The sequence below is a fragment of the Prauserella sediminis genome (genome assembly GCF_014195435.1).
GTDB classification, from domain to species: domain Bacteria; phylum Actinomycetota; class Actinomycetes; order Mycobacteriales; family Pseudonocardiaceae; genus Prauserella; species Prauserella salsuginis.
In genome coordinates this window covers 2826826-2851303 of sequence record NZ_JACIBS010000001.1, presented here as the reverse complement: position 1 = coordinate 2851303, position 24478 = coordinate 2826826, and the positions used below count along the sequence as shown (strand labels likewise).

The 24478-nt window shown below is 69.6% G+C and carries 18 protein-coding genes, 1 tRNA gene and 1 riboswitch; of the genes, 8 read left to right on the top strand and 11 right to left on the bottom strand.

Translation table 11 applies throughout. The features are described from left to right. Positions 1–4: 4 nt before the first annotated feature. The 5 genes from FB384_RS12970 to FB384_RS12950 form a co-directional block, all read right to left on the bottom strand. Positions 5–970: a MazG family protein gene (locus FB384_RS12970; RefSeq protein ID WP_183783030.1), complete on the bottom strand. Its 966-nt coding sequence runs from the start codon at positions 968–970 to the stop codon at positions 5–7. Beyond that, complete coding sequence (locus FB384_RS12965) at positions 967–1902, bottom strand: SurA N-terminal domain-containing protein (protein WP_221212715.1); 936 nt, start codon at positions 1900–1902, stop codon at positions 967–969. The genes FB384_RS12970 and FB384_RS12965 overlap by 4 nt, the downstream gene beginning before the upstream one ends. 603 nt (positions 1903–2505) lie before the next feature. Next, complete coding sequence (gene mfd, locus FB384_RS12960; RefSeq protein ID WP_183785447.1) at positions 2506–6057, bottom strand: transcription-repair coupling factor; 3552 nt, start codon at positions 6055–6057, stop codon at positions 2506–2508. A 180-nt stretch (positions 6058–6237) separates the two neighbouring features. Further along, entirely contained in the window at positions 6238–6834 is a 597-nt protein-coding gene (locus FB384_RS12955) for a TetR/AcrR family transcriptional regulator (RefSeq protein WP_183785445.1), read from the bottom strand. A gap of 111 nt (positions 6835–6945) precedes the next feature. Continuing rightward, positions 6946–7890 (bottom strand): acyl-CoA desaturase, encoded by a 945-nt coding sequence (locus FB384_RS12950; protein WP_183783026.1) that lies wholly within the window; start codon positions 7888–7890, stop codon positions 6946–6948. Between the two features lie 196 nt (positions 7891–8086). Between FB384_RS12950 and FB384_RS12945 the strand changes: the two genes are divergently transcribed. The 8 genes from FB384_RS12945 to FB384_RS12910 all read left to right on the top strand — a co-directional run bounded on the left by FB384_RS12945 (position 8087) and on the right by FB384_RS12910 (position 15654). Then, positions 8087–8158: transfer RNA gene (locus FB384_RS12945), tRNA-Gln, on the top strand. A 230-nt stretch (positions 8159–8388) separates the two neighbouring features. After that, entirely contained in the window at positions 8389–10050 is a 1662-nt protein-coding gene (locus FB384_RS12940; protein ID WP_183785443.1) for a GGDEF domain-containing protein, read from the top strand. Positions 10051–10113: 63 nt separating this feature from the next. Next, positions 10114–11586, top strand: coding sequence for a bifunctional UDP-N-acetylglucosamine diphosphorylase/glucosamine-1-phosphate N-acetyltransferase GlmU (gene glmU / locus FB384_RS12935; RefSeq protein ID WP_183783024.1), 1473 nt, complete (start codon positions 10114–10116; stop codon positions 11584–11586). Continuing rightward, positions 11583–12563, top strand: a complete 981-nt coding sequence (locus FB384_RS12930; RefSeq protein ID WP_183783022.1) for a ribose-phosphate diphosphokinase — start codon at positions 11583–11585, stop codon at positions 12561–12563. The genes glmU and FB384_RS12930 overlap by 4 nt, the downstream gene beginning before the upstream one ends. Positions 12564–12642: 79 nt before the next feature. Continuing rightward, positions 12643–13494 (top strand): TIGR03621 family F420-dependent LLM class oxidoreductase, encoded by an 852-nt coding sequence (locus FB384_RS12925; protein ID WP_183783020.1) that lies wholly within the window; start codon positions 12643–12645, stop codon positions 13492–13494. A gap of 313 nt (positions 13495–13807) precedes the next feature. After that, positions 13808–14455 carry a 50S ribosomal protein L25/general stress protein Ctc gene (locus FB384_RS12920; protein ID WP_183783018.1) on the top strand — a complete coding sequence of 216 codons (648 nt, stop codon included), beginning with the start codon at positions 13808–13810 and terminating at the stop codon, positions 14453–14455. Between the two features lie 22 nt (positions 14456–14477). Next, entirely contained in the window at positions 14478–15071 is a 594-nt protein-coding gene (pth, locus tag FB384_RS12915) for an aminoacyl-tRNA hydrolase (protein ID WP_183783016.1), read from the top strand. A 190-nt stretch (positions 15072–15261) separates the two neighbouring features. Then, the gene (locus FB384_RS12910; RefSeq protein WP_183783014.1) at positions 15262–15654 is read left to right on the top strand and encodes a DivIVA domain-containing protein; all 393 of its coding nucleotides are present in this window, start codon (positions 15262–15264) and stop codon (positions 15652–15654) included. 38 nt (positions 15655–15692) lie between these two features. Here the strand turns inward: FB384_RS12910 and FB384_RS12905 are convergent, their stop codons facing one another. From FB384_RS12905 to FB384_RS12880, 6 genes are all read right to left on the bottom strand, one after another. After that, entirely contained in the window at positions 15693–17375 is a 1683-nt protein-coding gene (locus FB384_RS12905; RefSeq protein ID WP_183783012.1) for a fatty acyl-AMP ligase, read from the bottom strand. A gap of 65 nt (positions 17376–17440) precedes the next feature. Beyond that, positions 17441–19234 (bottom strand): ABC-F family ATP-binding cassette domain-containing protein, encoded by a 1794-nt coding sequence (locus FB384_RS12900; RefSeq protein WP_183783010.1) that lies wholly within the window; start codon positions 19232–19234, stop codon positions 17441–17443. Between the two features lie 153 nt (positions 19235–19387). Continuing rightward, complete coding sequence (locus tag FB384_RS12895; protein ID WP_183783008.1) at positions 19388–20380, bottom strand: 4-(cytidine 5'-diphospho)-2-C-methyl-D-erythritol kinase; 993 nt, start codon at positions 20378–20380, stop codon at positions 19388–19390. 156 nt (positions 20381–20536) lie between these two features. Next, entirely contained in the window at positions 20537–21547 is a 1011-nt protein-coding gene (locus FB384_RS12890) for a methionine ABC transporter ATP-binding protein (RefSeq protein ID WP_183783005.1), read from the bottom strand. A 313-nt stretch (positions 21548–21860) separates the two neighbouring features. Beyond that, positions 21861–21948, bottom strand: a riboswitch (SAM riboswitch). A 92-nt stretch (positions 21949–22040) separates the two neighbouring features. Beyond that, complete coding sequence (rsmA, locus tag FB384_RS12885) at positions 22041–22907, bottom strand: 16S rRNA (adenine(1518)-N(6)/adenine(1519)-N(6))-dimethyltransferase RsmA (protein WP_183783003.1); 867 nt, start codon at positions 22905–22907, stop codon at positions 22041–22043. A gap of 81 nt (positions 22908–22988) precedes the next feature. Then, a complete protein-coding gene (locus FB384_RS12880) occupies positions 22989–24359 on the bottom strand; it encodes a resuscitation-promoting factor (protein ID WP_228726370.1) in 1371 nt (456 codons plus the stop codon). Between the last annotated feature and the right edge of the window lie 119 nt (positions 24360–24478).

Below are 24478 nucleotides of genomic sequence, written 5' to 3'. Positions count from 1 at the left end.
CAGGCTACGCGGATGACGCCGGCCAGAACTCCCGCCATCCGTCGGCATCCAGCTCGGCCGGTTCCCTGCCCGCGGCCCGCGCGGCACGTTCGGCCTCGCGGACCCGCGCGGCGAATTCCTTGGCGACTCCGCGCAACGAACCCTCGGCATCGGTGCCGGTACGCGCGGCCGCCGCCGCGATCCGGAACAACCGCGACCCGTCGTCCGCGCCCGCCGGCATCAGATCGAACGGCACCCCGGCACGACCGGTCCGCTGGCCGAGCTTGCCAGCGAGCGCGGCGGCGGGCTGTCCCAGCGCCACTCCGTCCACGAGCGATTCGCGCTGCTTCTCCTGCTGCTTCAGCTCTTCCCACTCGAGCTGCTGCTGCTCCGCCGAATCGACCCTGCCCGCGCCGGTGAACAGATACGGATGCCTGCCGACCAGCTTGGCCACCAACTGGGTCGCGACCTCGTCGACGTCGAACGCATCGGTCTCGTGTTCGGCCGCGACCCTGGCGTGGAACAGCACCTGCAGCAGCACGTCCCCGAGTTCCTCGCGGAGCGCTGTCCGGTCGCCGTCCTCGATCGCCTCGAGCAGCTCGTAGGTCTCCTCGACGAGGTACCGGCGCAGCGACTCGTGCGTCTGACTCCCGTCCCACGGACAGCCTCCGGGGGACCTGAGCCGATCCATGACTTCGACGGCCCGTTCGAGGGGTGGCGCAGGGGCCTCGATCACCGTGGCGCCCTCGGCGATGAGCTCCGCCGCTCCGGGACCGCCGGCGTCGGCGGCCACGAGGACCACACCGCTCTGCCGCGTCAGCTCGTCGGGGTGCGGAGCCGGCTTCGCATCCAGCGCCGCGCGCAGCGTGTCGGGAAGCCCCACGGCCGCGTAGACGTGTTCCGCCCCGCGAACCACGCTCAAGGCGGCAGCGGGCACGTGGTCCGGCAGCGCCGGACTGCACAGCACCACCGTCGGCGATCGCCAGGTCATGAGTTCACGGTACGTGACCGCAACAGCTTCCCGGTCAGCTCGTCCTCGTCCGGAGCCGGAGCCAATGCCGCCTCGTCCCACACGCCGTACCGCGGGTTGATCCGCACGCCGACGTCCTCCGCGACCGGTTGCAGCATGCGCAGGCCCGCGAAGTAGAGATACTCGGGGTTGACCTGTGGCGCAGCCGCATCCGCCTGCTCATCGGTCCGGCGTTCGGTCACGAGCCCGACCAGCCAGCCCGCCCGCTGCCTGCTCGGCTGGACGACCACCACGGTGCCCTGCTGCGAACCGAACACCGCGGTCGTTGCCAGCTCCGGGTCGTTCTGGAGCGTTTCCGCGAAGTCGAGCTCCTCGTCGACCAGCTGATGGCCGGCTTCCCTGACCGTCGCCCGTGCCCCGTCCGGATCGTCGGCGATCTGCCTGCCGAGCGCGGTCGCCTTCTCCTTGGCACTGTTGCCGGGCTCGTCGCCGCTGATGACCGTGCCGAGCAGATCCACCGACAGGCTGCCGAGGTACTTGCGTGCGAGCTCCTGCAGCACGACCTGGTCCGAGGCGAGATCACGCACCCGGCCAGGTTCGACACCTGCCGAGCGGGACACCTCCTCCGCGCCGCCGCTACCCCGGATCAGTTCGTCGACCTCGGCCCGATCGGCCCGGACGCCTTCGCGTTTCGCCGCGATCTGCGCCAGCTCGTGGATCACACGGCCGCGGACGACCTCGCGCGCGTACATGTCGACCTTGTTCTGTCGCTGCGCCTGTTGTGCCTGCGGCACGTTGTCCAGCAGCCAGTCGATCTCCTGCTGCACATCGTCGAGTGGCACCGAGCGGTCACCGACGATGGCCGCCGAGTGAACCTGACTCGGCCCCGAGCCGCATCCGGCCAGCACGAGACCTGCGAGCAGAGCGGTGAACAACGCGATGGGGCGACGCATGATCCGGATCACAAGCGGCAGCTTCGCACACACCCCACCGTTCCACGCAACCACGTGACCGGCATGCACCTACTTCCGTCCGGATGGCGCCCGTGGCGCTGTGCGGCGCCACTCGCATGCCTTCGCACAGCGCGAGCCGGTGGAATCGTGCGAGGAGGTGAGACTCGACGAGACGGTGGCGACCGTCGACCGGGTGGTCGCGTCGCAGTCGTCGCATCACAGTCGTCGCATCACAGTCGTCGCATCACAGTGGCCGCGTGAAAGAACCCGGACGCGGCGGTCCCGGACTGGGAATTACCCGAAGGGCCCCCGGCCGTCGCGATTTGACAGTCGGAATCGACCCTGAACCCGTTGGAGTGCAACGGGTTCCGCCGACCGCCATCCAACCCGCAGCGGGCGCTGACGTGTCACGAGTGTCGAATTCTTTCCGGAAATTATCGCCGTTTTCGGGAATTCTATTCGGCAACAATGCGGATTACCGTTGGGGTCATGCCCCGAGCGAGGAACTCAGAACGATACGACCGCAAGTTCGAAACCGCTGTCACGATGGAGACGACCTGCCGCGCCCACCCACGGACGGGTCGCGGCAGGCATCACGCGTGCTCACACCGCCGCAGGCTGTTGCGTCATCGACGTCAGGAGGTTGTTGCACCAGTCGATCAGCGCCTCGTCACGCAGTGGGGGCGCGCCGATCCGGCCGCCCGCGGGCCCTTCGGTCGGTTTCGGCACCGACACCGTGTGCGTCACCGCCTTGTACGCGGCCTTGGGGTAGAGCCGCTTCAGCCGCACCATCTGCGAATCGCCCAGTGGCAGCGGCGTGAAACGGATCGTGTTGCCCTGCACGGTCACCTCGGTCACGCCCGCCTTGCGGCACGTTTGCCGGAAGGCCGCCACCGCAAGCAACCTGCGCACCGGCTCCGGCGGCTGGCCGTAGCGGTCCACGAGCTCTTCCAGCACACTGTCCAACTCGGACTGGTCCGTCGCCGCCGCGATCTTGCGGTAGGCCTCGAGCCGCAACCGCTCACCGGGCACGTAGTCGTGCGGCAGATGCGCATCGACCGGCAGGTCGACCCTGACCTCGGCAGGCGCCTCGTCCTCGGCGGACTCGGCACCGGTACTGCGCCGGAACGCGTCGACCGCCTCGCCCACCAGCCGGACGTACAGATCGAAACCGACGCCGGCGATGTGCCCGGACTGCTCGGCACCGAGGATGTTGCCCGCACCCCTGATCTCGAGGTCCTTCATCGCCACCGCCATACCGGCGCCGAGCTCGGTGTTCTGCGCGATGGTGGCGAGACGGTCGTGGGCCGTCTCGGTGAGCGGTTTCTCCGGCGGATACAGGAAGTAGGCGTAGCCGCGTTCCCTGCCTCGGCCGACACGACCGCGGAGCTGGTGCAGCTGAGCCAGACCCATCATGTCGCCCCGCTCGACGATCAGCGTGTTGGCGTTCGAGATGTCCAGACCGGTCTCGACAATCGTAGTACAGACCAGCACGTCGAAGTCCCGCTGCCAGAAGCCCTGGATGACCTGTTCCAGCTTGTGTTCGGGCATCTGTCCGTGCGCGGTCACAATCCGTGCCTCCGGCACGAGTTCACGCAGCCGCGTCGCGGCCTTCTCGATCGACGAGACCCGGTTGTGCACGAAGAACACCTGGCCGTCGCGCAGCAGCTCACGCCGAATCGCCGCGGCGACCTGTTTGTCGTCGTAGGAACCGACGTAGGTCAGGATCGGATGCCGGTCCTCCGGCGGCGTGAGGATCGTCGACATCTCCCGGATGCCTGCCATGCTCATCTCGAGCGTGCGGGGAATCGGGGTCGCCGACATGGTCAGCACGTCGACGTGCGTCCGCAGCGCCTTGATGTGTTCCTTGTGCTCGACACCGAACCGCTGCTCCTCGTCAACGATCACCAGGCCCAGGTCCTTGTACCGCACACCGCTCTGCAGCAGCCGGTGCGTACCGATGACGATGTCGACCTCCCCGGCGGCGAGGCCCTCGAGGGTCTTGTCCGCCTCGGCGGGCTCGGTGAATCTCGACATGCCACGGATGGTCACCGGGAACGAACCCATCCGCTCGGTGAAGGTGTTCAGGTGCTGCTGGGCCAGCAGCGTCGTGGGCACCAGCACCACGACCTGTTTGCCGTCCTGTACCGCCTTGAACGCCGCGCGAACCGCGATCTCGGTCTTTCCGTAGCCGACGTCACCGCAGATCACCCTGTCCATGGGGACGCTGCGCTCCATGTCGGTCTTGACCTCGTCGATGGCCGCGAGCTGATCGTTCGTCTCGACGAACGGGAACGCGTCCTCCAGTTCGCCCTGCCACGGGGAATCCTGACCGAACGCGTGGCCGGGCGCGGCCTGCCGCGCGGCGTAGAGCTGCACCAGTTCGGCCGCGATCTCCTTGACCGCCTTGCGGGCCTTCGCCTTCGTGTTCTTCCAGTCGGAACCGCCGAGCTTGTTGAGCGTGGGCAGTTCCCCACCGACGTATCGGGATACCTCGTCGAGCTGATCGCTGGGCACGAACAGCCGGTCGCCCGGGTGCCCCCGCTTGGACGCCGCGTACTCCAGTACGAGGTACTCGCGCGTGGCCCCACCGATGGTGCGCTGGACCATCTCGACGAACTTGCCGATGCCGTGCTGGTCGTGCACCACGTAGTCCCCCGCCTTGAGGGCGAGCGGATCCACCGCGTTGCGGCGCCGAGAGGGCATCTTGGTGTTCAGGTCGCGCCCCGAACGTCCTGCGGTGGCACCACGGCCGGTGATGTCCGATTCGCTCAGCACGACGAGGGCGCTCTCCGGCGCCACGAACCCATCGGTGATGGCGCCGCAGGTAACCGTGACGACGCCGGGCTTCGGGTGTTCGGCGAGGGACTCGGCGTAGGTGGCGGGCACCTCACCCGCCGACAACTGCTCGACGGCACGCTGCGCAGTACCCGAGCCCGCGACGACGACCACGGCCGCACCTCCCGCCGCCGTGTGCGCTCGCAGATCCGTGACGACCTTCTCGAGTTCGCCGTGATAGGCGGGCGCCTGGTCGATCCCGATGTGAACGGCGTCGTCCTCGCTGGTCAGCTGCGACAACGTCCACCAAGGGCGGTTCGACCCGGTCGCATGCGTGCGGACCTCGCCGAGCCCCCGGTACGCCGAAGCCCCGAGATCGATGGGAGCGCGCCCGCCGTCGGCGGCGGACGTCCACGAGGCCTCGAGGAATTCCTGCCCGGTACGTACGAGGTCGGCGGCACGCGCGCGGATCTTCTCGGGATCACAGAGGACGATGTGCGTGCCCTCCGGCATCGCGTCGGTGAGCAGTTCGAGCTCGCCCTCGCACAAGACCGGGATCAGCGATTCCATGCCCTCCGAAGGGATGCCGTCCGCGAGCTTGGTGAGGATCTCGGCGAGCTGTGCGTCCGCCGCGTGCTCTTCGGCGAGTTCGGCGGCACGCGCCTTGACATCCGCCGTCAGCAGCAGTTCCCGGCACGGCGACGCGACGACCTCGGGGATCTCGCCCGGCAGCGAACGCTGGTCCGAGACCGAGAACGCCCGGATCTCGCTGACCTCGTCACCCCAGAACTCGATGCGGTGCGGATGCTCGTCGGTCGGCGCGAAGACATCGAGGATGCCACCGCGGACGGCGAACTCGCCGCGCTTCTCGACCATGTCGACGCGCGTGTAGGCGAGCTCGACGAGCCGCTCGAGCACGCCTTCGAAATCGAGCTCCTCGCCGACCCGGAGATCGACCGGGGCCAGCGAGCCCAAGCCGGGCGCCATCGGCTGGATGAGGCTGCGCACCGTCGCCACGACGACGCGCAGACCGCCGTTGCCGGGCTGGGCGAGCCGGTGCAGCACCGCCAATCGTTTGCCGACCGTGTCCGCCCGCGGCGACAACCGCTCGTGCGGCAGCGTCTCCCACGACGGGAAGTCGGCGACCACGTCCTCGCCCAGCAGGCTCCCGAGCGCCGCGGTGAGCTCGTCGGCTTCCCTGCCGGTCGCGGTGACCGCCAGCACGGGCTTGTCCGCGCCCGCGTCGGACGCGAGAGCCGACAGCACGAGCTGCCGCGTCGCCGGCGCGCCGTCCAGGTCGAGAAAGGGTCCGCCCGCGCGCTCGAGAACCGTGCGCAGGGCGGGATCGGGGAGGGTGGCCGACAACAGACCGGCCAACGTCGGCTGGGACACGGAGCGTCTCCCTCGGGTGCGAACACGCGGACACACCTGTGCCCGGCGAAAACCGGGCACAGGTACTCGAATCGTCGAACTATGGGGTTCTGGTTCCCAGCCTACGTCCCCGTCGAGGGTCGCCGACCGACGGCGCCCGAGTCGGCGGTGCGGACTCGGCTCGACTCACTCGGCCACGCGCAGCTTCGGCTTGTGCTCGAGATTCGACAGACCGTTCCACGCGAGGTTCACCAGATGCGCGACCACCTCGTCCCGCTTCGGCTTGTGCGCATCGAGCCACCACTGCCCGGTGAGCGCGACCATGCCGACGAGAGCCTGCGCGTACAGCGGCGCGAGCTTGCCGTCGTAGCCGCGTGCCGAGAACTCCTCGCCGAAGATGTCCTCGACCTGGCTGGCGATGTCGTTGAGCAACGTGGAGAACGTGCCCGTCGAACTCGCGACCGGCGAGTCCCGCACCAGGATCCGGAATCCCTCGTGCGATTCGTCGACGTAGCCGAGCAGGGCGCTCGCGGCCTGCTCGAGCATCGCCCGCGGGTGGTCGGCATGCAGACTCGACACCATGCGGTCGAGAATCGCCTGCGCCTCGCGGTCCACGACGACCGCGTACACGCCTTCCTTACCGCCGAAGTGCTCGTACACCACAGGCTTGGAGACGTTCGCGCGCCGCGCGATCTCCTCGACGGACGTGCCGTCGTAGCCCTTCTCCGCGAACAGTGCCCGAGCGACGTTCAGCAGCTGTTGCCTGCGCTCGGTGCCCGTCATGCGCACGCGCGCCACCGCGGGGGCGTCCGACGGAGCCCCTGCGGCGGCCGCGTCTCGCTTAGCGCGCCGTCGACCTGCCATTTGCCGAACCGTACAGGCACCCGGTCACGCTCACGCGGTCGAGAGCTTCTCCAGGCGCTTGGCCGAGGGCCACCGCACCTTGTGCGCCCAACCGAGCTTCTCGAATACCCAGATCACGCGGGCGGAGATGTCGATCTGTCCGCGCTGCACACCGTGACGGGCCGACGTCGGGTCGGCGTGGTGCAGGTTGTGCCACGACTCGCCGAACGAGGCGATGGCCAACGGCCAGAAGTTGGCCGAACGGTCACGCGCGCTGAACGGCCGCTCGCCGAGCATGTGGCAGATCGAGTTCACCGACCAGGTCACATGGTGCAGCACGCAGACCCGCACCAGGCCCGCCCAGAAGAAGGCCGTCACGAAGCCCCACAGGGACCAGGTGACGAGTCCACCGATGATGCCCGGCAGGACGAACGTGAGCAGCGTCCACAGCCCGAACAGCTTGTCGATCCTGCTGATCGCATTGTCCTTGAGCAGATCGGGGGCGAAGCGTTCATGGTTGCTCTGATCCCGCTGGAACAGCCAGCCCATGTGGGCGTGCCAGAAGCCCTTCGCGACGGCCACCGGCGTCGTGCCGAACAGCCACGGCGAGTGCGGATCACCCTCGCGATCGGAGAACGCGTGATGCCTGCGGTGATCCGCAACCCACGTGATCACCGGCCCCTGCACCGCGCTGCTGCCCGCGATGGCCAGCAGCGCCCTGAGCCACGGCTTCGCCTTGAACGAGCCGTGCGTGAAGTAGCGGTGGAATCCGACGGTGATACCGAGGCCGGAGAAGGCGTAGAACACGACGAAGAGGCCGACATCGACCCACGAAAGGCCCCAGCCCCATGCGAAGGGGACCGCGGCGATGAGCGCTGCCAGCGGAGCCAGCACACCGAGATAGACCGCGAACTGAAGGCCGGCCGTGCGCTGGCCGTCCAGGATCGGCTTGCGACCGGCCTTCGGTGTTTCGTCCGCGTCCAGAGTTGCCGTCATGCACGTCACTTCTTTCCACGAGGACCGCCGTCACCAGCCCCTTGGGCGAGTCAACGGTGACGGTGGAAGGGTCACCTAACCTACGATTGCGTAAGTTACGGTACAGGAGGTTTCCCACCTGAGGGAGAGGCGAAAACACCGGCTTCGGACCTGCGCGCAGCGTGCAACCTGCAGTGGATATCCTGACCAGGCGCAATCCGCCGTAGTGTAATTGGCAGCACTTCAGATTTTGGTTCTGACAGTCCAGGTTCGAGCCCTGGCGGCGGAGCAGAGCGGAATCCCGGCAGCCCAGGGGGTGTGTGTCCGCTGGACGGCGAAGAGTCCAAGGTCGCGGCCGAGCCCGGCGCCGCCCCCGGCGGCGCGGCCGCAACATGCGGCACGGGTTCAGCCGCCGCGGCCGCGAGCACCCGAGTCGCAGCCGACCCCGGTGCGCACGCCGTCGGCACGACGCCGCAGGATCCAGCGGACCCGGCACTCGGCGACAAGTCCGACGCCTGGCTGCTCGGGCGCGCCCGGGAACTGATCGCCCTCGTCCAGCGCAGCGAGAAGCACGAGCAGCAGGACATCATCACCAGACTGGACGAGCTGCTCCACGAGACCCAGCGACGCGGCGAACCGCTGCTCGTCGCCCAGATGCTCCGCGCCGCTGCTCTGTCACGGCTCATCAGTGCGAGTGCACAGGACCACGCCGCACGGCAACTCGACGAGATGCTCGCGCACACTCGCAGGCACGGCGCCACGCTGCTGCGCGCGGACGCGCACGCCCTGCGTGGCCGCCGTCTCGTGCTCGCGGGTCACGAGGACGCGGCACTGACGGAGATCGCCAGGGCACTGGCGCTACTCGACGATCCGCCGTCACAGGAACTGGGGCTGGGCAGGCGCGCCTGGGACCGCCTGCTGTCCACCGCGCTCAACGACTGCTGGATCGTGCTGAACCAGCTCGGCGTCTACGAGGTCGCCGAAGAGGTGATCACGCGGGCCCACCAGGCCGTCCGCGACAGTGCAGGGCCGCACGAGATCACGATGCTGCTGATGAACCGCGTGAAAATGCTGCTCGGCTGGGGCCTGCGACTCGAACGCATCGGCCGCAGCGACGAGGCGGGTGAGCGGTTCCGCACAGCCGCTTCGATGGCGATCGCCGTCGAAGCACCGTTCGCCGAGTCCCTGTTCCCCCGCAAGGCCGGAGTGGCGGCCGTCGACCAGGTCGCGTCGTTGGCGTCCGCGCTGGCACTCGCCGCCCCAAGTGACGCGCACATCGACCGGCTCCGCAGCCTGCGGGCCACGCCGCTGTACCCGTACGACAACCCGCTGTTGGCGATCGCACTCGCCCGCTGCCTGGAGTCGGTCGGCGAGCACGAAGAGGCGTTCCGGCTGCTCATGGAGGATCGCCACCACATCCCCGAGGAGTATCCGCAGCCGTCGATGCGGATCGGCCTCATCCACGAGCTCGCCCGATTCGCCGACCGGTACGACCTCGGCGACCCCCGAGCCCAGCTGGCCGACTACGCGGGAGCGCTTGAAGCGGAACTGTGGTCCATGCGCGAGTCGCAGAGCGCCGCCCTCGACACCCGCCGCGAACACGAGCGGTTGTCGGCCGCGCACGGTGCGGTCACGCAGCAGGCGTTGCAGGACCCGCTGACCGGTCTGCCCAACCGTCGGGCACTCGACGAACGGCTCCGCGGGTTCGCGACCTCGGCGTCGAGCGATCCGCTCGCCGTGGCACTGATCGACCTCGACGGCTTCAAGGGAGTCAACGACCAGCGTTCGCACGCCGACGGTGACGACGTGCTCCGGGTCGTGGCCAGCACGCTCCGGGATTCGCTGCGCGGGGACGACATCGTCGCGCGCTACGGCGGGGACGAGTTCATCACGCTGCTGCCCGGTGCCACGTTATCGGCGGCCCACCAGGCGATGAACCGCGCGGTGACGGCGGTCGACGAACTGCCACGGCACCTGTCGCACGGCGTGACCCTGTCGGTCGGGCTGGTGACCCTCCGAGCCGGCGAACGCGGCGAGGAGGTGCTCTCCCGCGCCGACGCCGCGATGTACCAGGCGAAACGCGGCGGCGGAAACCAGATCGCGTCGTGTCATGAGGCCGATGACGAGACGGAGACCGCACCTGAGGGCGGCCCCACGTCCGACGCCGGCCAGCGGACGTAGGATCGTTAACCGGCCGAGATTAATCCCCGGTGAATCCCGTCCCCGGTGAATCCAAGGAGTGCCGTGCCCGGGCCCCTGAGCACAGTCATCCTCGCCGCAGGCGAGGGCACCCGCATGCGTTCGGACCTTCCGAAGGTGCTGCACCCGATCGCGGGGCGCCCCCTCGTCGAACACGCCGTTCGGGCCGTGGCAGGTCTCGGACCCGACGAGCTCGTGGTGGTCGTCGGGCACGGCCGCGAGCAGGTGAGCGCGCACCTCGACACGGTCTCCGACGCGATCGGCACCGCGGTGAAGACCGCGGTGCAGGAGCAGCAGCGCGGTACCGGTCATGCGGTGCGCTGCGCCCTCGAGGCACTTCCCGCGGGCGATTCCGGCACGGTTCTGGTCACCTACGGCGACGTGCCGCTGCTCGACACCCCGACGCTGACCGACTTCCTCGCCGCCCACGAGCGCGACGGCAACGCCGTCACCGTGCTCACGTCGGTGGTCGACGATCCGTCGGGATACGGCCGCATCGTGCGCGACGCCGACGGCGACGTCACGGGCATCGTCGAGCACAAGGACGCCGACGAGTCCCAGCGCGCCATCACCGAGATCAACTCCGGGGTGTACGCCTTCGACGCCGCGGTCCTCTCCGACGGCCTGTCGCGGCTGTCGACCGACAACTCGCAGGGCGAGCTCTACCTGACCGACATCCTCGGCATCGCGCGCGGCGACGGTCGCCGGGTCGGCGCGCTGCCGGTGGCCGATCCGTGGCTGACGGAGGGTGTCAACGACCGCGTCCAGTTGTCGACGCTCGGCACGGAGCTCAACCGCCGCATCGTCACCCGCTGGCAACGCGAGGGCGTCACGGTCGTCGACCCCACAGCCACGCGCATCGACCTCGATGTCACGCTCTCCCGTGATGTCGTCATCGAGCCCGGGGTGCAGCTGCGCGGCGCCACGACCGTCGGTACGGGCGCGACCGTGGGGCCGGATTCGACGTTGACGGACGTGCGGGTGGGCGAGCGCGCGAGCGTCGTGCGCACCCACGGCAGCGAGTCCGTGATCGGCGACGACGCGTCGGTCGGACCGTTCGCCTATCTGCGCCCCGGCACGAAGCTGGGCGAGGCGGGCAAGATCGGCACGTTCGTCGAGACGAAGAAGGCCGACATCGGCACCGGGACGAAGGTGCCGCACCTGACCTACGTCGGTGACGCCACGATCGGCGAGCACAGCAACATCGGCGCCTCGAGCGTGTTCGTCAACTACGACGGCATCTCCAAACACCACACCACGATCGGTTCGCACGTCCGGACGGGTTCGGACACCATGTTCGTCGCCCCGGTCACCGTGGGGGACGGCGCCTACAGCGGCGCCGGCACGGTGATCCGTGAGGACGTCCCGCCCGGAGCGCTCGCGGTATCAGGGGCACCGCAGCGCAACATCGAAGGCTGGGTGCCGCGGCGCAGGCCGGGTACCCCAGCGGCGGAGGCTGCAGAACAGGCCGTCGCCGACCAGGAGGAAACCGACACCGACGGGGAGTCGCCAGCATGAGTCCGAAGTCCGGAACACCCAAGAAGAACCTGATGCTCTTCTCGGGGCGTTCACACGTCGAGCTCGCCGAAGAGGTCGCGAAGAACCTCAACGTGACGGTCACCCCTCAGACGGTGCACACGTTCGCGAACGGCGAGATCTACGTGCGGTATCAGGAGTCCGTGCGTGGCACCGACGCCTTCGTCATTCAGAGCTTCTCCCCGCCGATCAACGAGTGGCTGATGGAACAGCTCATCATGATCGACGCGCTCAAGCGGGGCAGCGCCAAGCGGATCACGGCGATCGTGCCGTTCTACCCGTATTCGCGGCAGGACAAGAAGCACAAGGGCCGTGAGCCGATCTCGGCGCGGCTGGTGGCGGACCTGTTCAAGACTGCGGGCGCCGACCGCATCCTGACGGTCGACCTGCACACTGCCCAGATCCAGGGCTTCTTCGACGGCCCGGTCGACCACCTGCACGGGCAGAACGTGCTCGCCGACTACATCAACGAGCATTACAGCGACCACGACATCACCGTCGTTTCCCCCGACTCCGGCCGGGTACGGCTCGCCGAGAAGTGGGCCCAACAGCTGGGCGACCGGCCGATCGCGTTCATCCACAAGACGCGTGATCCCGACAAGCCGAACCAGGCGGTGGCGAACCGCGTGGTGGGTGACGTCAAGGGCCGTCTCTGCGTGCTGATCGACGACATGATCGACACCGGCGGCACGATCAGCAAGGCCGTGGAGGCGCTGCTCGACCAGGGAGCCTCCGACGTCGTCATCGCCACGACGCACGGCATTCTGTCGGACCCGGCGACCGAGCGGCTGGCGAACTCCAAGGCGCGCGAGGTGATCGTCACCAACACGCTGCCGATCCCGGAGGAGAAGCGGTTCCCGACGATGACGGTGCTGTCGATCGCCCCGCTGCTCGCGCGGGCGATCCAGGAGGTCTTCGAGGACGGCTCGGTGACGAGCCTCTTCGACGGCAGCGCGTGATCCGGAGCTGATCGCCTGCGGTGTCCGCCGCCGGCGAAACACGTGTCGGAAGGACCCCGTGGCGACCTACGGTTCCGCCATGGGGTCCTTCCGTTTCGGTGTCAGCGTCCGTCCGCACGACGGTGACTGGCTCGGCCGGTGCCGCAGGGCCGAGGCGCTGGGTTACGACGTCATCGCCGTCGCCGATCATCTCGGGACCGGAAACCTCGGCCCTGTGCCTGCGCTCGCGGCGGCCGCGGCCGTCACCGAACGCGCGCACCTGACGCCGTTCGTGCTGAACGTGCCGTTCTACAACGCCTCGCTCCTCGCGCGGGACGTCCACACCGTCGGCGAGATCGCGCAGGGGCGGTTCGAGTTGGGCGTGGGCGCGGGACACATGAAGGCCGAGTTCGACGCGGCCGGGCTGCCGTGGCGGCCCGCGCGGGAACGGGTCGCGCAACTGTCGGACACGCTGGCGCAGCTACGGGCCGAGCTCGGCGACGCCATGCCGCCGCTCCTGGTCGCAGGCAACAGCGACGCCGTACTGGACCTCGCGGCGCGTGAGGCCGACATCGTGGGTTTCTCGGGCCTGCGTCAGCGACGAGGCCAGCCGCCGGGCACCTTCACGCTCGCCGGTGCGGACGAACTCGCCGAACGGACGGATCGGGTCCGCAGGCGATCGGACGTGGCGTCGTTCAACCTGCTCGTCCAGCACATCGCCGTCACCGATGAGCCGGCCGCCGCACTCGCCGCCTGGCAGGACGGGGTGCCGGGCCTCGAGCTGTCGGCCGCCGGCCTCGCCGCCGCACCGCAACTGCTCGCCGGGACGGTCGACGAGATCGCCGAGCAACTGGTCGGCCGGCGCGAGTGGTACGGCTTCACGTACGTGACCGTGTTCGAACCCGCGATGGAGACGTTCGCGCCCGTGATGGCGGCGCTCCGCGGCTGCTGATCGTCGGGTGTCACCCGGTCCCCCGACGCGGCCGTTTGCACAGACCGGGGCGGGGGTCAAGCACCGGTTCCGGCTGGATTACACTGGGCGAGTTGTCTCGGCGAGGCGGGGCCGGATGCGAGTCCGGCGCCCGACGTGATCGACGCGGCGGCTTGAGAGGCCACCCGTGCGCGCACGTCGTGGTACTCGCCGCCGGAGGAGCCACACGCGTGACAACCGCTGGCACCTACCAGCAGCCGACAACGCAAGCCCCAGTAAGCCCAAGCAAGTAAAGCCCCACCCACCAGGGCCCCACCGCGAGGAGTGCATCACCGTGTCCGAGGTACGCCTTACCGTCGAACCCCGCAACGAGTTCGGCAAGGGAGCGGCTCGCCGCACCCGCCGTGCCGGCAAGATCCCGGCGGTGCTGTACGGCCACGGCGAGGACCCGCGGCACCTCGCCCTGCCCGCGGTCGACTTCGCCCGCGTCGTGCGTGAGAACGGCCAGAACGCCGTGCTGACCCTCGACGTCGACGGCTCGAACAACAAGAAGACCGAGCTGGCGCTGACCAAGACCATCACGGTCCACCCGCTCAAGAACTACATCGAGCACGTCGACCTCCTCGTCGTGCGCCGCGGCGAGAAGGTCACGGTCGACGTGCCGATCGTCCTGAACGGCACCGCCGCCCCGGGCACCCTGGTCAACCAGGACGTCGACACCATCCAGATCGAGGTCGAGGCGCTGCACATCCCGGAGCAGTTCGAGGTCGACATCGACGGTGCCGAAGCGGGCCACACGGTGCACGCCTCGGACGTCACCCTGCCGCGCGGCGCCGAGCTGGTGACCGACCCGGAGGTGCTGGTCGTCGCGGTGAACGAGGCGCCGACCGAGGAGGCCATGGAGGCCGACGTCGACGCCGAGGGCGCCGGTGTGACCGAGGAGCCGTCCGACGCCGAGGGCGGCGAGAGCTCGGAGAGCTGACGCTCACTCCGTCCGACGCGACATGACGAATGATCTTCCCGGGGCCGGCGAGCAGGTGCTGCTCGCCGGCCTCGGCAATCCCGGGCCCCGTTACGCCGGCAACCGGCACAACGTGGGCTTCATGGTTCTCGACGAGCTCGCGTCCCGTATCGGCGGGAAGTTCAAGGCGCACAAGGGCGGCGCCGAGGTCCTCGAGGGACGCCTCGGCGGTCGCAAAGTGGTGCTGGCGAAGCCGCGCTCGTACATGAACCTCTCGGGCGGCCCGCTCGCGGGCACCGCCCGCTTCTACAAGATCGATGCGAGTGGTCTCGTCGTGGTCCACGACGAACTCGACGTCGACTACGGTTCGCTGCGGCTCAAACTCGGCGGCGGCGACAACGGGCACAATGGACTGCGCTCGATCACGAAGTCCTTCGGCACCAAGGAGTACTTCCGGGTGCGCTTCGGTGTCGGCAGGCCGCCGGGCCGGATGGATGCCGCGGATTTCGTGCTCAAGGACTTCTCGACGACCGAGCGGCGCGAGCTGCCGCTCAACGTCGACCGCTGCGCCGACGCCGTCGAGGAGCTTGTTTCCCGGGGGCTGACGGCGGCGCAGAACGCCTTCCACAGCTCCTAACGGTTTCTCGTGCTCGCCCCGTCTTTCACCGATCAGGCGGGCACGGAGGGTCACATCGGTCACGCAAACTAACCCAACAGGGTCGTCCCGTACCCCTGAACGAGTCGCATCATAGCTGCGCCCTTCCCGGCGTCTCACTGCCACGGCTATCACAGAAGGCCGCGAGTGACCCGACGTGGAGGTGCAGGTCATGGCGATCACGGCAGACGAGGCGCGCACCATCGCCTTCCCCGATTCCGGTTTCGGCAGGCGCGGTTACGCCAAACACGAGGTGGACGCGCTGATCGACCGGGTCGTGGCAACCCTGTCCGACGAGGACGATCTGACGGCGGCAGAGGTGCATCACAGCCAGTTCGCGCGCCCGCCGATCGGCAAGCGCGGGTACGACGAGAAGAGCGTCGACGAGTTCCTCGACCGCGTCGAGGACACGCTGTTGGCACGCACCGGAGTCACCGGCGGTGCGCATCACGTGCCCACCGCACGCACCGAATCGCCCGCGGTCACCGACGTCCCCACCGCCGACATCCCGGTCGTGAACCTGCCAGCAGCCGATTCGACGCCGGGGCGCTCCCGAGACGGCTGATTCGCACCGACCCGCCCGGCGCCTGGTCTCCCGACGGATCAGGCGCCGGCGTCCATCCGGTCGCGGTACTGCTCGGCTGTCGCGCCGCGCTGCACCTTGCCGGACGGCGTCTTCGGCAGGCTGCCCGTCGGCAGGACGAGGACCGAATACGGCCGCGCGTCCACCGCGTCCCGTACGCGCGCCGTGACCTCCTTGACGATGCGCGCTTGTTCGGCCTCGTCGCCCGCGGCCTTGGATTCGAGCACGACGGCGAACCGTTCGCGGCGGGTGCCCGCGTCGATCCGCACGGCCACGGCGTTGCCTGCCCGCACCCCGTCGACCGAACTCGCGGCACGCTCGACGTCGGTCGGGTAGACGTTGCGGCCGCCCAGAATGATGACGTCCTTGCTGCGGCCACAGATGACGATCTGCCCGTCGACCAGATAGCCGATGTCGCCGGTGGCGAACCAGCCCTCGGCGTCCTGCGTCGCCATGGGTCCGTCGACGGTCAGGTATCCCGGCGTGATCGCATCGCCGCGCAGCCGGATCTCGCCGACCTCGCGTTCGCCGAGCACGTCGCCGCCGGCACCGACGATCTGTGCCTCGATACCGTCGAGCGGCCTGCCCAGCACGGCGAATCCGCGTACCTGCTCGGTGCCCCGCCGCTCGTCATCCTCGGGCACCGCCACGGCGCGGTTCTCCGACTCCAGCGGACCGGCCTCGACGACGTCGACCGTCAATCCGGTCGACAGCGGCGCGAACGACACGGCGAGGGTGGCCTCGGCGAGCCCGTACGCGGGGAACACGCACTCGGCGGGCATGCCGAACCGCCCACCCGCGTCGGTGAAGGTGGCCACCGCGGTGTCGTCGATCGGCTCGGCGCCGTTGAGTGCGATGCGCAGTTTCGACAGGTCGTAGGCGTCGCCGTCGTCGACCCGGGCGAGCCTGCGGCCCACGATGGCGTAGGCGAAGTTCGGCGCGGCCGTGATGGTCCCGTCGTAGCGGGTGATCAGGTCCGGCCACAGCAGCGGCGCGCTCAGGAACTCCACCGGCGTGACCTTGACCAGTTCGACGCCGAAGGTCATGGGCACGGTCAGGAAGCCGACCATGCCCATGTCGTGGAACGTCGGCAGCCACGACACCATCACGTCGCTGCCGGGGTCGAGTTCGGAACGCCGCGCCATGGCGCTGATGTTGCTGAAGAGGTTGCCGTGGGTGATCCGCACGGCCTTCGGCTCCGCGGTGGAACCGCTGGTGAGCTGCAGCAGCGCCAGGTCCTCCTCGGCGGCCGACACCGGCTCGGCGATCGGCTCGGCATCGAGCAGGGTCTCGATCGTGCGGTACTGGATGCCGTTCTCGTCCAGCACCGGCGCCAGCTGGCCGAACGGCTCGCCGAGCAGCACCAGGTCGGACCCGATCATCCGCAGCACCTGCAGCGTGTCGGCCGCCCAGTGCGCGAGGTCGGTCCGCGGCGTCGGCTGGTGGAGCATCGTCACGCTGCCGCCGGCCAGCCACACGCCCTGCACGGTCGGCGCGATCAGCTCCGGCGCGGCCGCGAGGACGGCCACCGCACCACCCGACTCGAATCCGCCGCCCACGAGGCCGCCGGCGAGGCGACGGGCACGCCCGTGCACCTCCGCCCATGTTCTGCGCACGGGCTCCGAGGGCTCACCCGTGACCATCCCTCGCTGCGTGCCGCCTGCCTGCGCGTTGGCGACCATCGTGTCCACGAACCGGCTCATGACACAGACTGTAACCAAGCGTTACACGGAAGCGGGGACAGGCCACGCATCCGAACCCGGGTGCCTCACTCCACGGCCTCGGACGCCTCCAGCCACCGCTGTTCCAGCTCGTCCTTCTCGGCCTGCAACGCCTTCAGTTCGTTGTTGAGCTCCATCAGCCGATCGGGCTCGGTCGCCGCGTCGGCCAGCGCCGCGTGGAGCTTCGACTCCTTCTCCCCGATCGCGTCGAGCTTGCGTTCCAGCTTGCCGAGCTCCTTGGTGATGGCCCGCCACTCGGCGTTGGACAGCTTCGGCGCATCCTGCTTCGCGTCCACCTGCGACTCGACACCGGATGCCGGAGCCGGCCTGGCCGCGGGCCGATCGGCGATGGCCTGCCTGCGCTGCAGATACTCGTCGATCCCGCCGGGCAGGTCGGTGATCGTGCCGTCGCCGAACAGCGCGACGACGTTGTCGCACACGCGCTCGGTGAGGTACCGGTCGTGCGAGACCACGATCAGCGTGCCCGGCCAGCCGTCGAGCAGGTCCTCGAGTTGCTGCAGGGTGTCGATGTCCAGGTCGTTGGTGGGCTCGTCGAGCAGCAGCACGTTCGGCTCGGCCATCAGCAGCCGCACCAGCTGCAGTCGGCGCCGCTCACCGCCGGACAGGTCACCGACCGGGGTCCACTGGCGTTTCGGCGGGAAACCCAGCTTTTCGGCCAGCTGCGACGCCGACAGTTCGTGTTTGCCGAACTGGACCCGGGCGGCGACCTGCTCGACGGCCTGTAGCACCCGCAACTCGGCAGGAAGGTCGTCGAGCTCCTGCTTCAGGTGCGCCAGGTGCACGGTCTTGCCCTCGATGCGCCTGCCGGTCTCGGGTTCACGCTCCCCCGCGAGCAGCTTGAGCAGCGTCGTCTTGCCCGAACCGTTGACGCCGACGAGGCCGATCCGATCGCCGGGGCCGATCCGCCACGTGACGTGGTCGAGCAGCGTCCGGTCGGCGACGCTCAACGACACGTCCTCGAGTTCCAACACCGTCTTGCCGAGCCTGCGCTTGGCGAAGCTCATCAGCTCGACGGTGTCGCGCGGTGGCGGGACGTCGGCGATCAGCGCCTCGGCGGCCTCGATCCGGAACTTCGGCTTCGAGGTACGCGCCTTGGCGCCGCGCTGCAACCACGCGAGCTCCTTGCGCGCCAGGTTCTGCCGCTTCTCCTCCGCGGCCTGCGCCAACCTGGCCCGCTCGGCACGGGCGTAGACCCAGTCCGCGTAGCCGCCCTCGTACTGTTCGACGCGGCCCGACGTGACCTCCCACGTCCGGCCGCACACGGTGTCGAGGAACCAGCGGTCGTGCGTGACGACCACGAGCGAGGACTTGCGCGCGAGCAGGTGATCGGCCAACCAGCGCACCCCCTCGACGTCAAGGTGGTTGGTGGGCTCGTCGAGCACGATCAGGTCGAGCTCACCCACGAGCGTGGCCGCCAGCGCGACCCGGCGGCGTTCCCCACCGGAGAGGGTGGCCGTCGGAGTGTCGAGCCCGATGGCCGCGATGCCCAGCCCGTCGACGATCGAGCGCACCCGCGCATCGGAGGCCCACTCGTGTTCGGAGTCGAAACGCGCCAGTACGACCTCGCCCACGGTGCTGCCGTCGGGCAGGTCGGTGCGCTGGGTGACCACGCCCATGCGCACATCGCGCATGCGGCTCACCCGCCCCGAGTCGGGTTCGGTGATGCCCGCGAGCACCTCGAGCAACGTCGTCTTACCGCCGCCGTTGAGCCCGACGACGCCGATGCGCTGCCCTTCACCCACGCCGAGGGACACCTCGTCCAGCAGCGGCCGGACACCGTAGGACTTGCTCACTGATTCGAGATTGACCAGGTTGGCCATGCGTCAGACAAACCTCTCGCGCGATGCGGAAACGCTGTGCGACCACGCCGGTCGCGTGGTCGATGGTGACAGTGCGGCTCGCCGCCTCCCGCAGGTCCTCGCGCGGAACCAGGACCACCGGACCGCAGGGGCCGGCAGGGAGCGCGGCGAACGTCATGCGTGTGCCTGCGGCGGGGTCGGGTCCCACGGCGGTTCGCCGCCCGAGGGGCCGCCGTCCGGTTCGACCACCCGCGCCCCGTGCACCGGGCCGCTGGCGACCCGCACCGTCCGGCACACACCAGCCCCGGACAGCCGCGCGGACACCTGCACCGCGGCCTCGGCGTCCTCGCACAGGAACGCGCACGTCGGACCCGAACCGGACACCAGACCGGCCAGCGCTCCTGCCTCGACACCCGCGCGCAGTGTGCGCCGCAGATTGGGGCGCAACGACACGGCCGCGATCTGCAGGTCGTTGCCGATCAGTTCGGCAAGGCGGTGCGGGTCCCCCGAGGCCAGCGCCTCGATGACCACGTCGTGATCGCCTGCGGCCGGCGGGGGCTCGCCGGCGTCGCGAAGCCGGTCGAGTTCCTGGTACACACGGGGCGTCGACAGACCACGCTGAGCGAACGCGAGCACCCAGTGGAACGTGTGCCGCGTCAGGACCGGCAGCAGCTCCTCACCCCGGCCCGTGCCCAGCGCCGTACCGCCGAGCAGGGAGAACGGCACGTCGCTGCCGAGCTTCGCCGCCAACCGCGTGAGCTCGTCACGCGAGAGGTCGAGTTTCCACAGCGTCGCCAGCCCGAGAAGCGCGCCGGCCGCGTCGGCGCTGCCGCCCGCCATGCCGCCTGCCACCGGGATGTTCTTGTCCAGCGCGATCTGCACCGGGCCCAGCTCGGCCGGGGTCGTGTCCAGATGTTCGGCGAGGACGTCGACCGCGCGCCACACCAGGTTGCGCTCGTCACGCGGCACGGTCTTCTCACCCTCACCGCGGACGTGCAACGACGTTTCCTCGGCTGCCGACACAGTGACGGTGTCGGTCAGCGACAACGCCTGGAACACGGTCGTCAGCTCGTGGTATCCGTCCTCACGCGCCGGTCCCACCGCCAGGTGCACGTTGATCTTGGACGGCACCGTGACGGTCACGGGGGTCGGTACGACGGCAAGCACATACCCAGGGTACTTGGCGCCCCGCCGGTTCCGGCGCGGCCGCGCGTCAGCGCGTCGAGCAAGCCGCGCCGTGTCACCGCTCCCACGCGTCCTCGACGTCGTCCGGAAACGGCAGGCCGGCAACGTCGGGCGGGCGTCAGGACACGCGCGGCTCGGTCAGGCCGCGACGGTGCGCAGGCCGCAGAGGGTGTGCGTGACGTGGGCGCCGCGCTCGGCGATCCACGCCAGCGCCGCGTCGGCCCGCTGCCCGCGCAGGCCGATGCGGAACCGCGCCACCGGCGTGTCCCCGAACCGCGTCAGCCCACCGCCGATCGTCGCGATCTCGACGTCGAACCGGCCGCTCGCCTCGGGCAGGAGGGCACCGACCGAGGCGAACCCGACCAGCACGACGTCCACCACGACGTCGAAGCGCGCCGCCTCGGACGGCGACGTCTCGACCGACGGCAGCAGCTCGTCGGCGATCCGGCTGCCGCGCGTACCCGCGAGGGTCAGCAGGTTGCCGCTCTCGACGACCGAACCGTGGTCCAGCAGCGCCACGTCGTCGCACACGCGCCGCGCCACGCCTGCGTCGGACGTCGTCAGCAGCACGGTCGCGCCCAGTTCGGCACGTGCCCGGTCCAGGACCGACAGCACGGCGCCGCTCTCGTCCGCGTCCACTCCCGCGGTCGGATCGTCGGCGAGCAGCACGGCCGGCCCGCCGGCCAGCGCCCGCGCCACCGACACCCGGCGCTGCTGCCCCGGGGACAGGTCGGCGGGCACCTGCGCCGCCGCGCGGCTCAACCCGATGACGTCCAGCAGCGTGGCGACGCGCTGCCGCCTGCGCGCTCCGTCCACGCCCACGCGCTCCAACGGGGCGGCGATGTTGCCCGCCACGGTCCGCTCCGGGCGCAGCCGCGAGTCGACCACGGCGACCTGGCTCTGCGCCTCCCGCAGCTTGCGTCCGTCCAACGTGGTCGTGTTCAGCCCGTCGTAGCGGACCGAGCCGCGGTCGGGCCGCTCCCGCAGGGCGACACAGCGCGCCAGCGTCGACTTTCCTGCACCGGCTTCGCCGACGACACCGAACAGTGCGCCTGCTCCGACGTCCAGATTGACCTCGTGCAGCGCCTGCACGGGTGCATCGGACTCGGTATTGCGGAACGACTTGCTGACGTTCTCGACGGTGATCACAGCAGCTCCAAGACAGCTCATGGGCTCACCGGCCCGCGCAGTCACTGACCGGGGCCGGGAGAAAAACGGCGGAAGATCGGATCGGGCGGCGCCGACCTCGCGCTGCGACGTCCGGCTCGGAGCCGGCCGGTTCACAACTCTGGCGAGGTGGACCCTGTCCCTGGCCGCGATGACGGTGCGACCGTTCCGTGGGCAGGTTCGCGACGCTGCGCGCTCAGGCCAAGTCGGCGGAGCGACGACACGCAGACACGGTGCGCCGCCGGTGATCGACTACCAGACGCCGGGTGAGCGGCTCGGAAAAATACATCGCGTTCCTCCATCGCTCCTGGCGGTAGCACCGTCCTCGAGGGAGGTTGCTGCGACGTCGACGAGCCAGGTCTCTCGGTCGCTCGGGATGGAATTCCCACATAGTAGACCGGAAACCCGGCCGGAAAGGCAAGCCGACGGGCCGTAGATCACATCGAACCCGGCACGGTTGACGGCCGCGCCGACGTCATGCTTCCGCGGCGGCCCTGGCGATCGCCACGTACTCCTCGATGCCGAGCTGTTCGCCTCTGGCGCGCGGTTCGACACCGGCGGCGGCCAGAATCTCCCCGGCCCGCTCGGCCGATCCCGCCCACGACGAGAGCGCAGCGCGCAACGTCTTCCGCCGCTGGGCGAACGCGGCGTCGACGACCGCGAACACCGCGTCGCGGTCGGCGTCGGTGCGCTCCGGCCCACGGTCGAACGCCACGAGCGAGGAGTCGACGTTCGGCACGGGCCAGAACACCGACCGCGGCACGGCGGCGACCTTGCGGGCCGTGCCGTACCAGGCGAGCTTGACGCTCGGCACGCCGTAGACCCGGCCACCGGGCGCCGCGGCCATCCGGTCGGCCACCTCGGTCTGGACCATCACGAGCACCCGCCGCAACGACGGCAGTTCGGCCAGCAGGTGCAGCACCACCGGGACCGCGACGTTGTACGGCAGGTTCGCCACGAGCGCGTCGGGCTCGCCGATCCGCCCGCTGTCCACCTGCAGCGCGTCGTCGGCGACGACCGTCAGCCGCGACGCGGCCTCCGGTGCGTGTGCCGCGACAGTCCGTTCGAGTCGGCCCGCGAGCGCCGGGTCGATCTCCACCGCCACCACCCGCGCCCCGGTGCCGAGCAGGCCGAGCGTGAGCGACCCCAGTCCGGGGCCGACCTCGAGCACGACGGTGTCGGCGGCGTCCGATCCGACCTCGGCGAGCTCGACGATCCGGCGCACCGTGTTGGCGTCGTGCACGAAGTTCTGGCCGAGCTTCTTCGTCGGGCGGACGTCGAGCTCTGCGGCGAGCTTCCGGATCTCGGCGGGCCCGAGCAGTCCCGGTGGTTCAGCGGTCACGGCAATGAGTTCAGCACAACGCGGCCCGGCACCCCGCGAAGGGGTACCGGGCCGCTGTGATCGTTCACCGGTTCGCGAACCTTACGTCGGCAGGCCGAGCTGCGCGGCGCAGTGCGGCCAAGCGCTGTAGCCGCCGCGATCGTCGCGCACCTGGGTCGCGATGGCGATCTGCTGCTCGCGGCTCGCCTCGTGCGGATACGCCGCGTACTGGTCACCGCCGTAGGCGTCCCAGGTCTGCTTGTCGAACTGCAGGCCACCGTAGTAGCCGTTGCCGGTGTTGATCGACCAGTCGCCGGTCGCCTCACAGTTCGCCAGCCGGTCCCACACGGCGCCGCCGGTGATCTGCGGCTGCGGGGGCTCCTTGGTGCCCACGCGCACGACCTTGTCCTTGGCCTCCTTGAGAACCTTGGAGTTGATCTCCTCGCGGGCGATCTCCTCCCCGTTCTCCTTGGTGACCCGGTAGCTGACGAGCTCCTCACCCGCCTTGCCGGGCTTCTCGACGACCTCCTTGCCCTGCTCCATCTCGGGGTCCTCGATGGTGCGGACCTCGGGCTCGATGGTCTCCTTCTGCTTCACCACCGAGACGCCGGTGCGGCTGATGTAGACCTCGGCGCCGTCCTTGAGGCTCGCCTTCGGACCGCTCTCGAGCCGGTCCTGCGGACCGAGCTTCATGTCGAGCTCGTCGATCAGCTCGCCCGCGGTGACCGCGTGGGTCGTCACCTCGCGGGGCTTCTCGCCGCCGTCGTAGACCGTGACGCTCTTCTGCGTCTTGACCTCCAGCGCCATGCCCTTGAGCGGCACGTCGCTGTCGAGCGGCGCGGAGAACTTGGCGCCCTCGTTCTTGAGGTCCTCGAGGCCGAGCTGGCCCAGTGCCTCGTCCACGGTGGTGGCGCGAACCCACACCTGACGCTGCTCACCGTCGACCGAAACGGTCATGTGGCGGCCGCGCTCGAGCGTGATGACGCCACCGTCGCCGACCTCGGCCTGCGGCGAGGGGGAGAGCGCGTCGTGCTTGCCGACGTCGATATCGGCGTCGTCGAGGACCTCGCCGACGGTGTCGCCGAAGCTGCGGACCGTCTGCTCGCTGCCGTCGATGTCGAGCGTGACGCTCTTGTTCATCGCCAGCGCCGCCGCACCGCCACCGGTGAGCGTGATCAGCATGGCGAGAACCGATCCCTTGAGGAAACGCTTCTTCCACGTCTTGACCGCGCCCGCGAGACCGCCGTCGGGCTCGTCGACACTCGTGCCCGCGGCCGCGGTCGGCTCAACGGGGGTGTCGACGATCGCCGGGAGCATCGTCGTCTCGGCATTGATCAGCCGGATGAGTTCGTCCACGTCGACATTGGCCTCGTCCATGAGCGCATCGGCGTCGGGGCCGAGCACGGCGAGGATGTCGTCCCGGGTGATCCGCGGGTCGGAGGAGAACTCTGGGTCGCTCGGTCGGTCGAGCAGAGCCGTCGAGCCGGCCGAAGCCGACGACGAGCTCGCGTCTGCGCGCCCGTAGCTACCAGTCACAGGGTCGATCCCTTTCACGCATGGCCAGGACTCCCGCAGTCAGCGTCGTCCCCTGA

What these genes read in the sequence shown, in the direction of transcription:
- FB384_RS12970 (WP_183783030.1), bottom strand. Translation starts at nt 970, where the DNA reads ATGACCTGGCGATCGCCGACGGTGGTGCTGTGCAGTCCGGCGCTGCCG.
- FB384_RS12965 (WP_221212715.1), bottom strand. Translation starts at nt 1,902, where the DNA reads ATGCGTCGCCCCATCGCGTTGTTCACCGCTCTGCTCGCAGGTCTCGTG.
- FB384_RS12955 (WP_183785445.1), bottom strand. Translation starts at nt 6,834, where the DNA reads ATGACGGGCACCGAGCGCAGGCAACAGCTGCTGAACGTCGCTCGGGCA.
- FB384_RS12950 (WP_183783026.1), bottom strand. Translation starts at nt 7,890, where the DNA reads ATGACGGCAACTCTGGACGCGGACGAAACACCGAAGGCCGGTCGCAAG.
- FB384_RS12930 (WP_183783022.1), top strand. Translation starts at nt 11,583, where the DNA reads ATGAGTCCGAAGTCCGGAACACCCAAGAAGAACCTGATGCTCTTCTCG.
- FB384_RS12925 (WP_183783020.1), top strand. Translation starts at nt 12,643, where the DNA reads ATGGGGTCCTTCCGTTTCGGTGTCAGCGTCCGTCCGCACGACGGTGAC.
- pth (WP_183783016.1), top strand. Translation starts at nt 14,478, where the DNA reads ATGACGAATGATCTTCCCGGGGCCGGCGAGCAGGTGCTGCTCGCCGGC.
- FB384_RS12910 (WP_183783014.1), top strand. Translation starts at nt 15,262, where the DNA reads ATGGCGATCACGGCAGACGAGGCGCGCACCATCGCCTTCCCCGATTCC.
- FB384_RS12905 (WP_183783012.1), bottom strand. Translation starts at nt 17,375, where the DNA reads ATGAGCCGGTTCGTGGACACGATGGTCGCCAACGCGCAGGCAGGCGGC.
- FB384_RS12900 (WP_183783010.1), bottom strand. Translation starts at nt 19,234, where the DNA reads ATGGCCAACCTGGTCAATCTCGAATCAGTGAGCAAGTCCTACGGTGTC.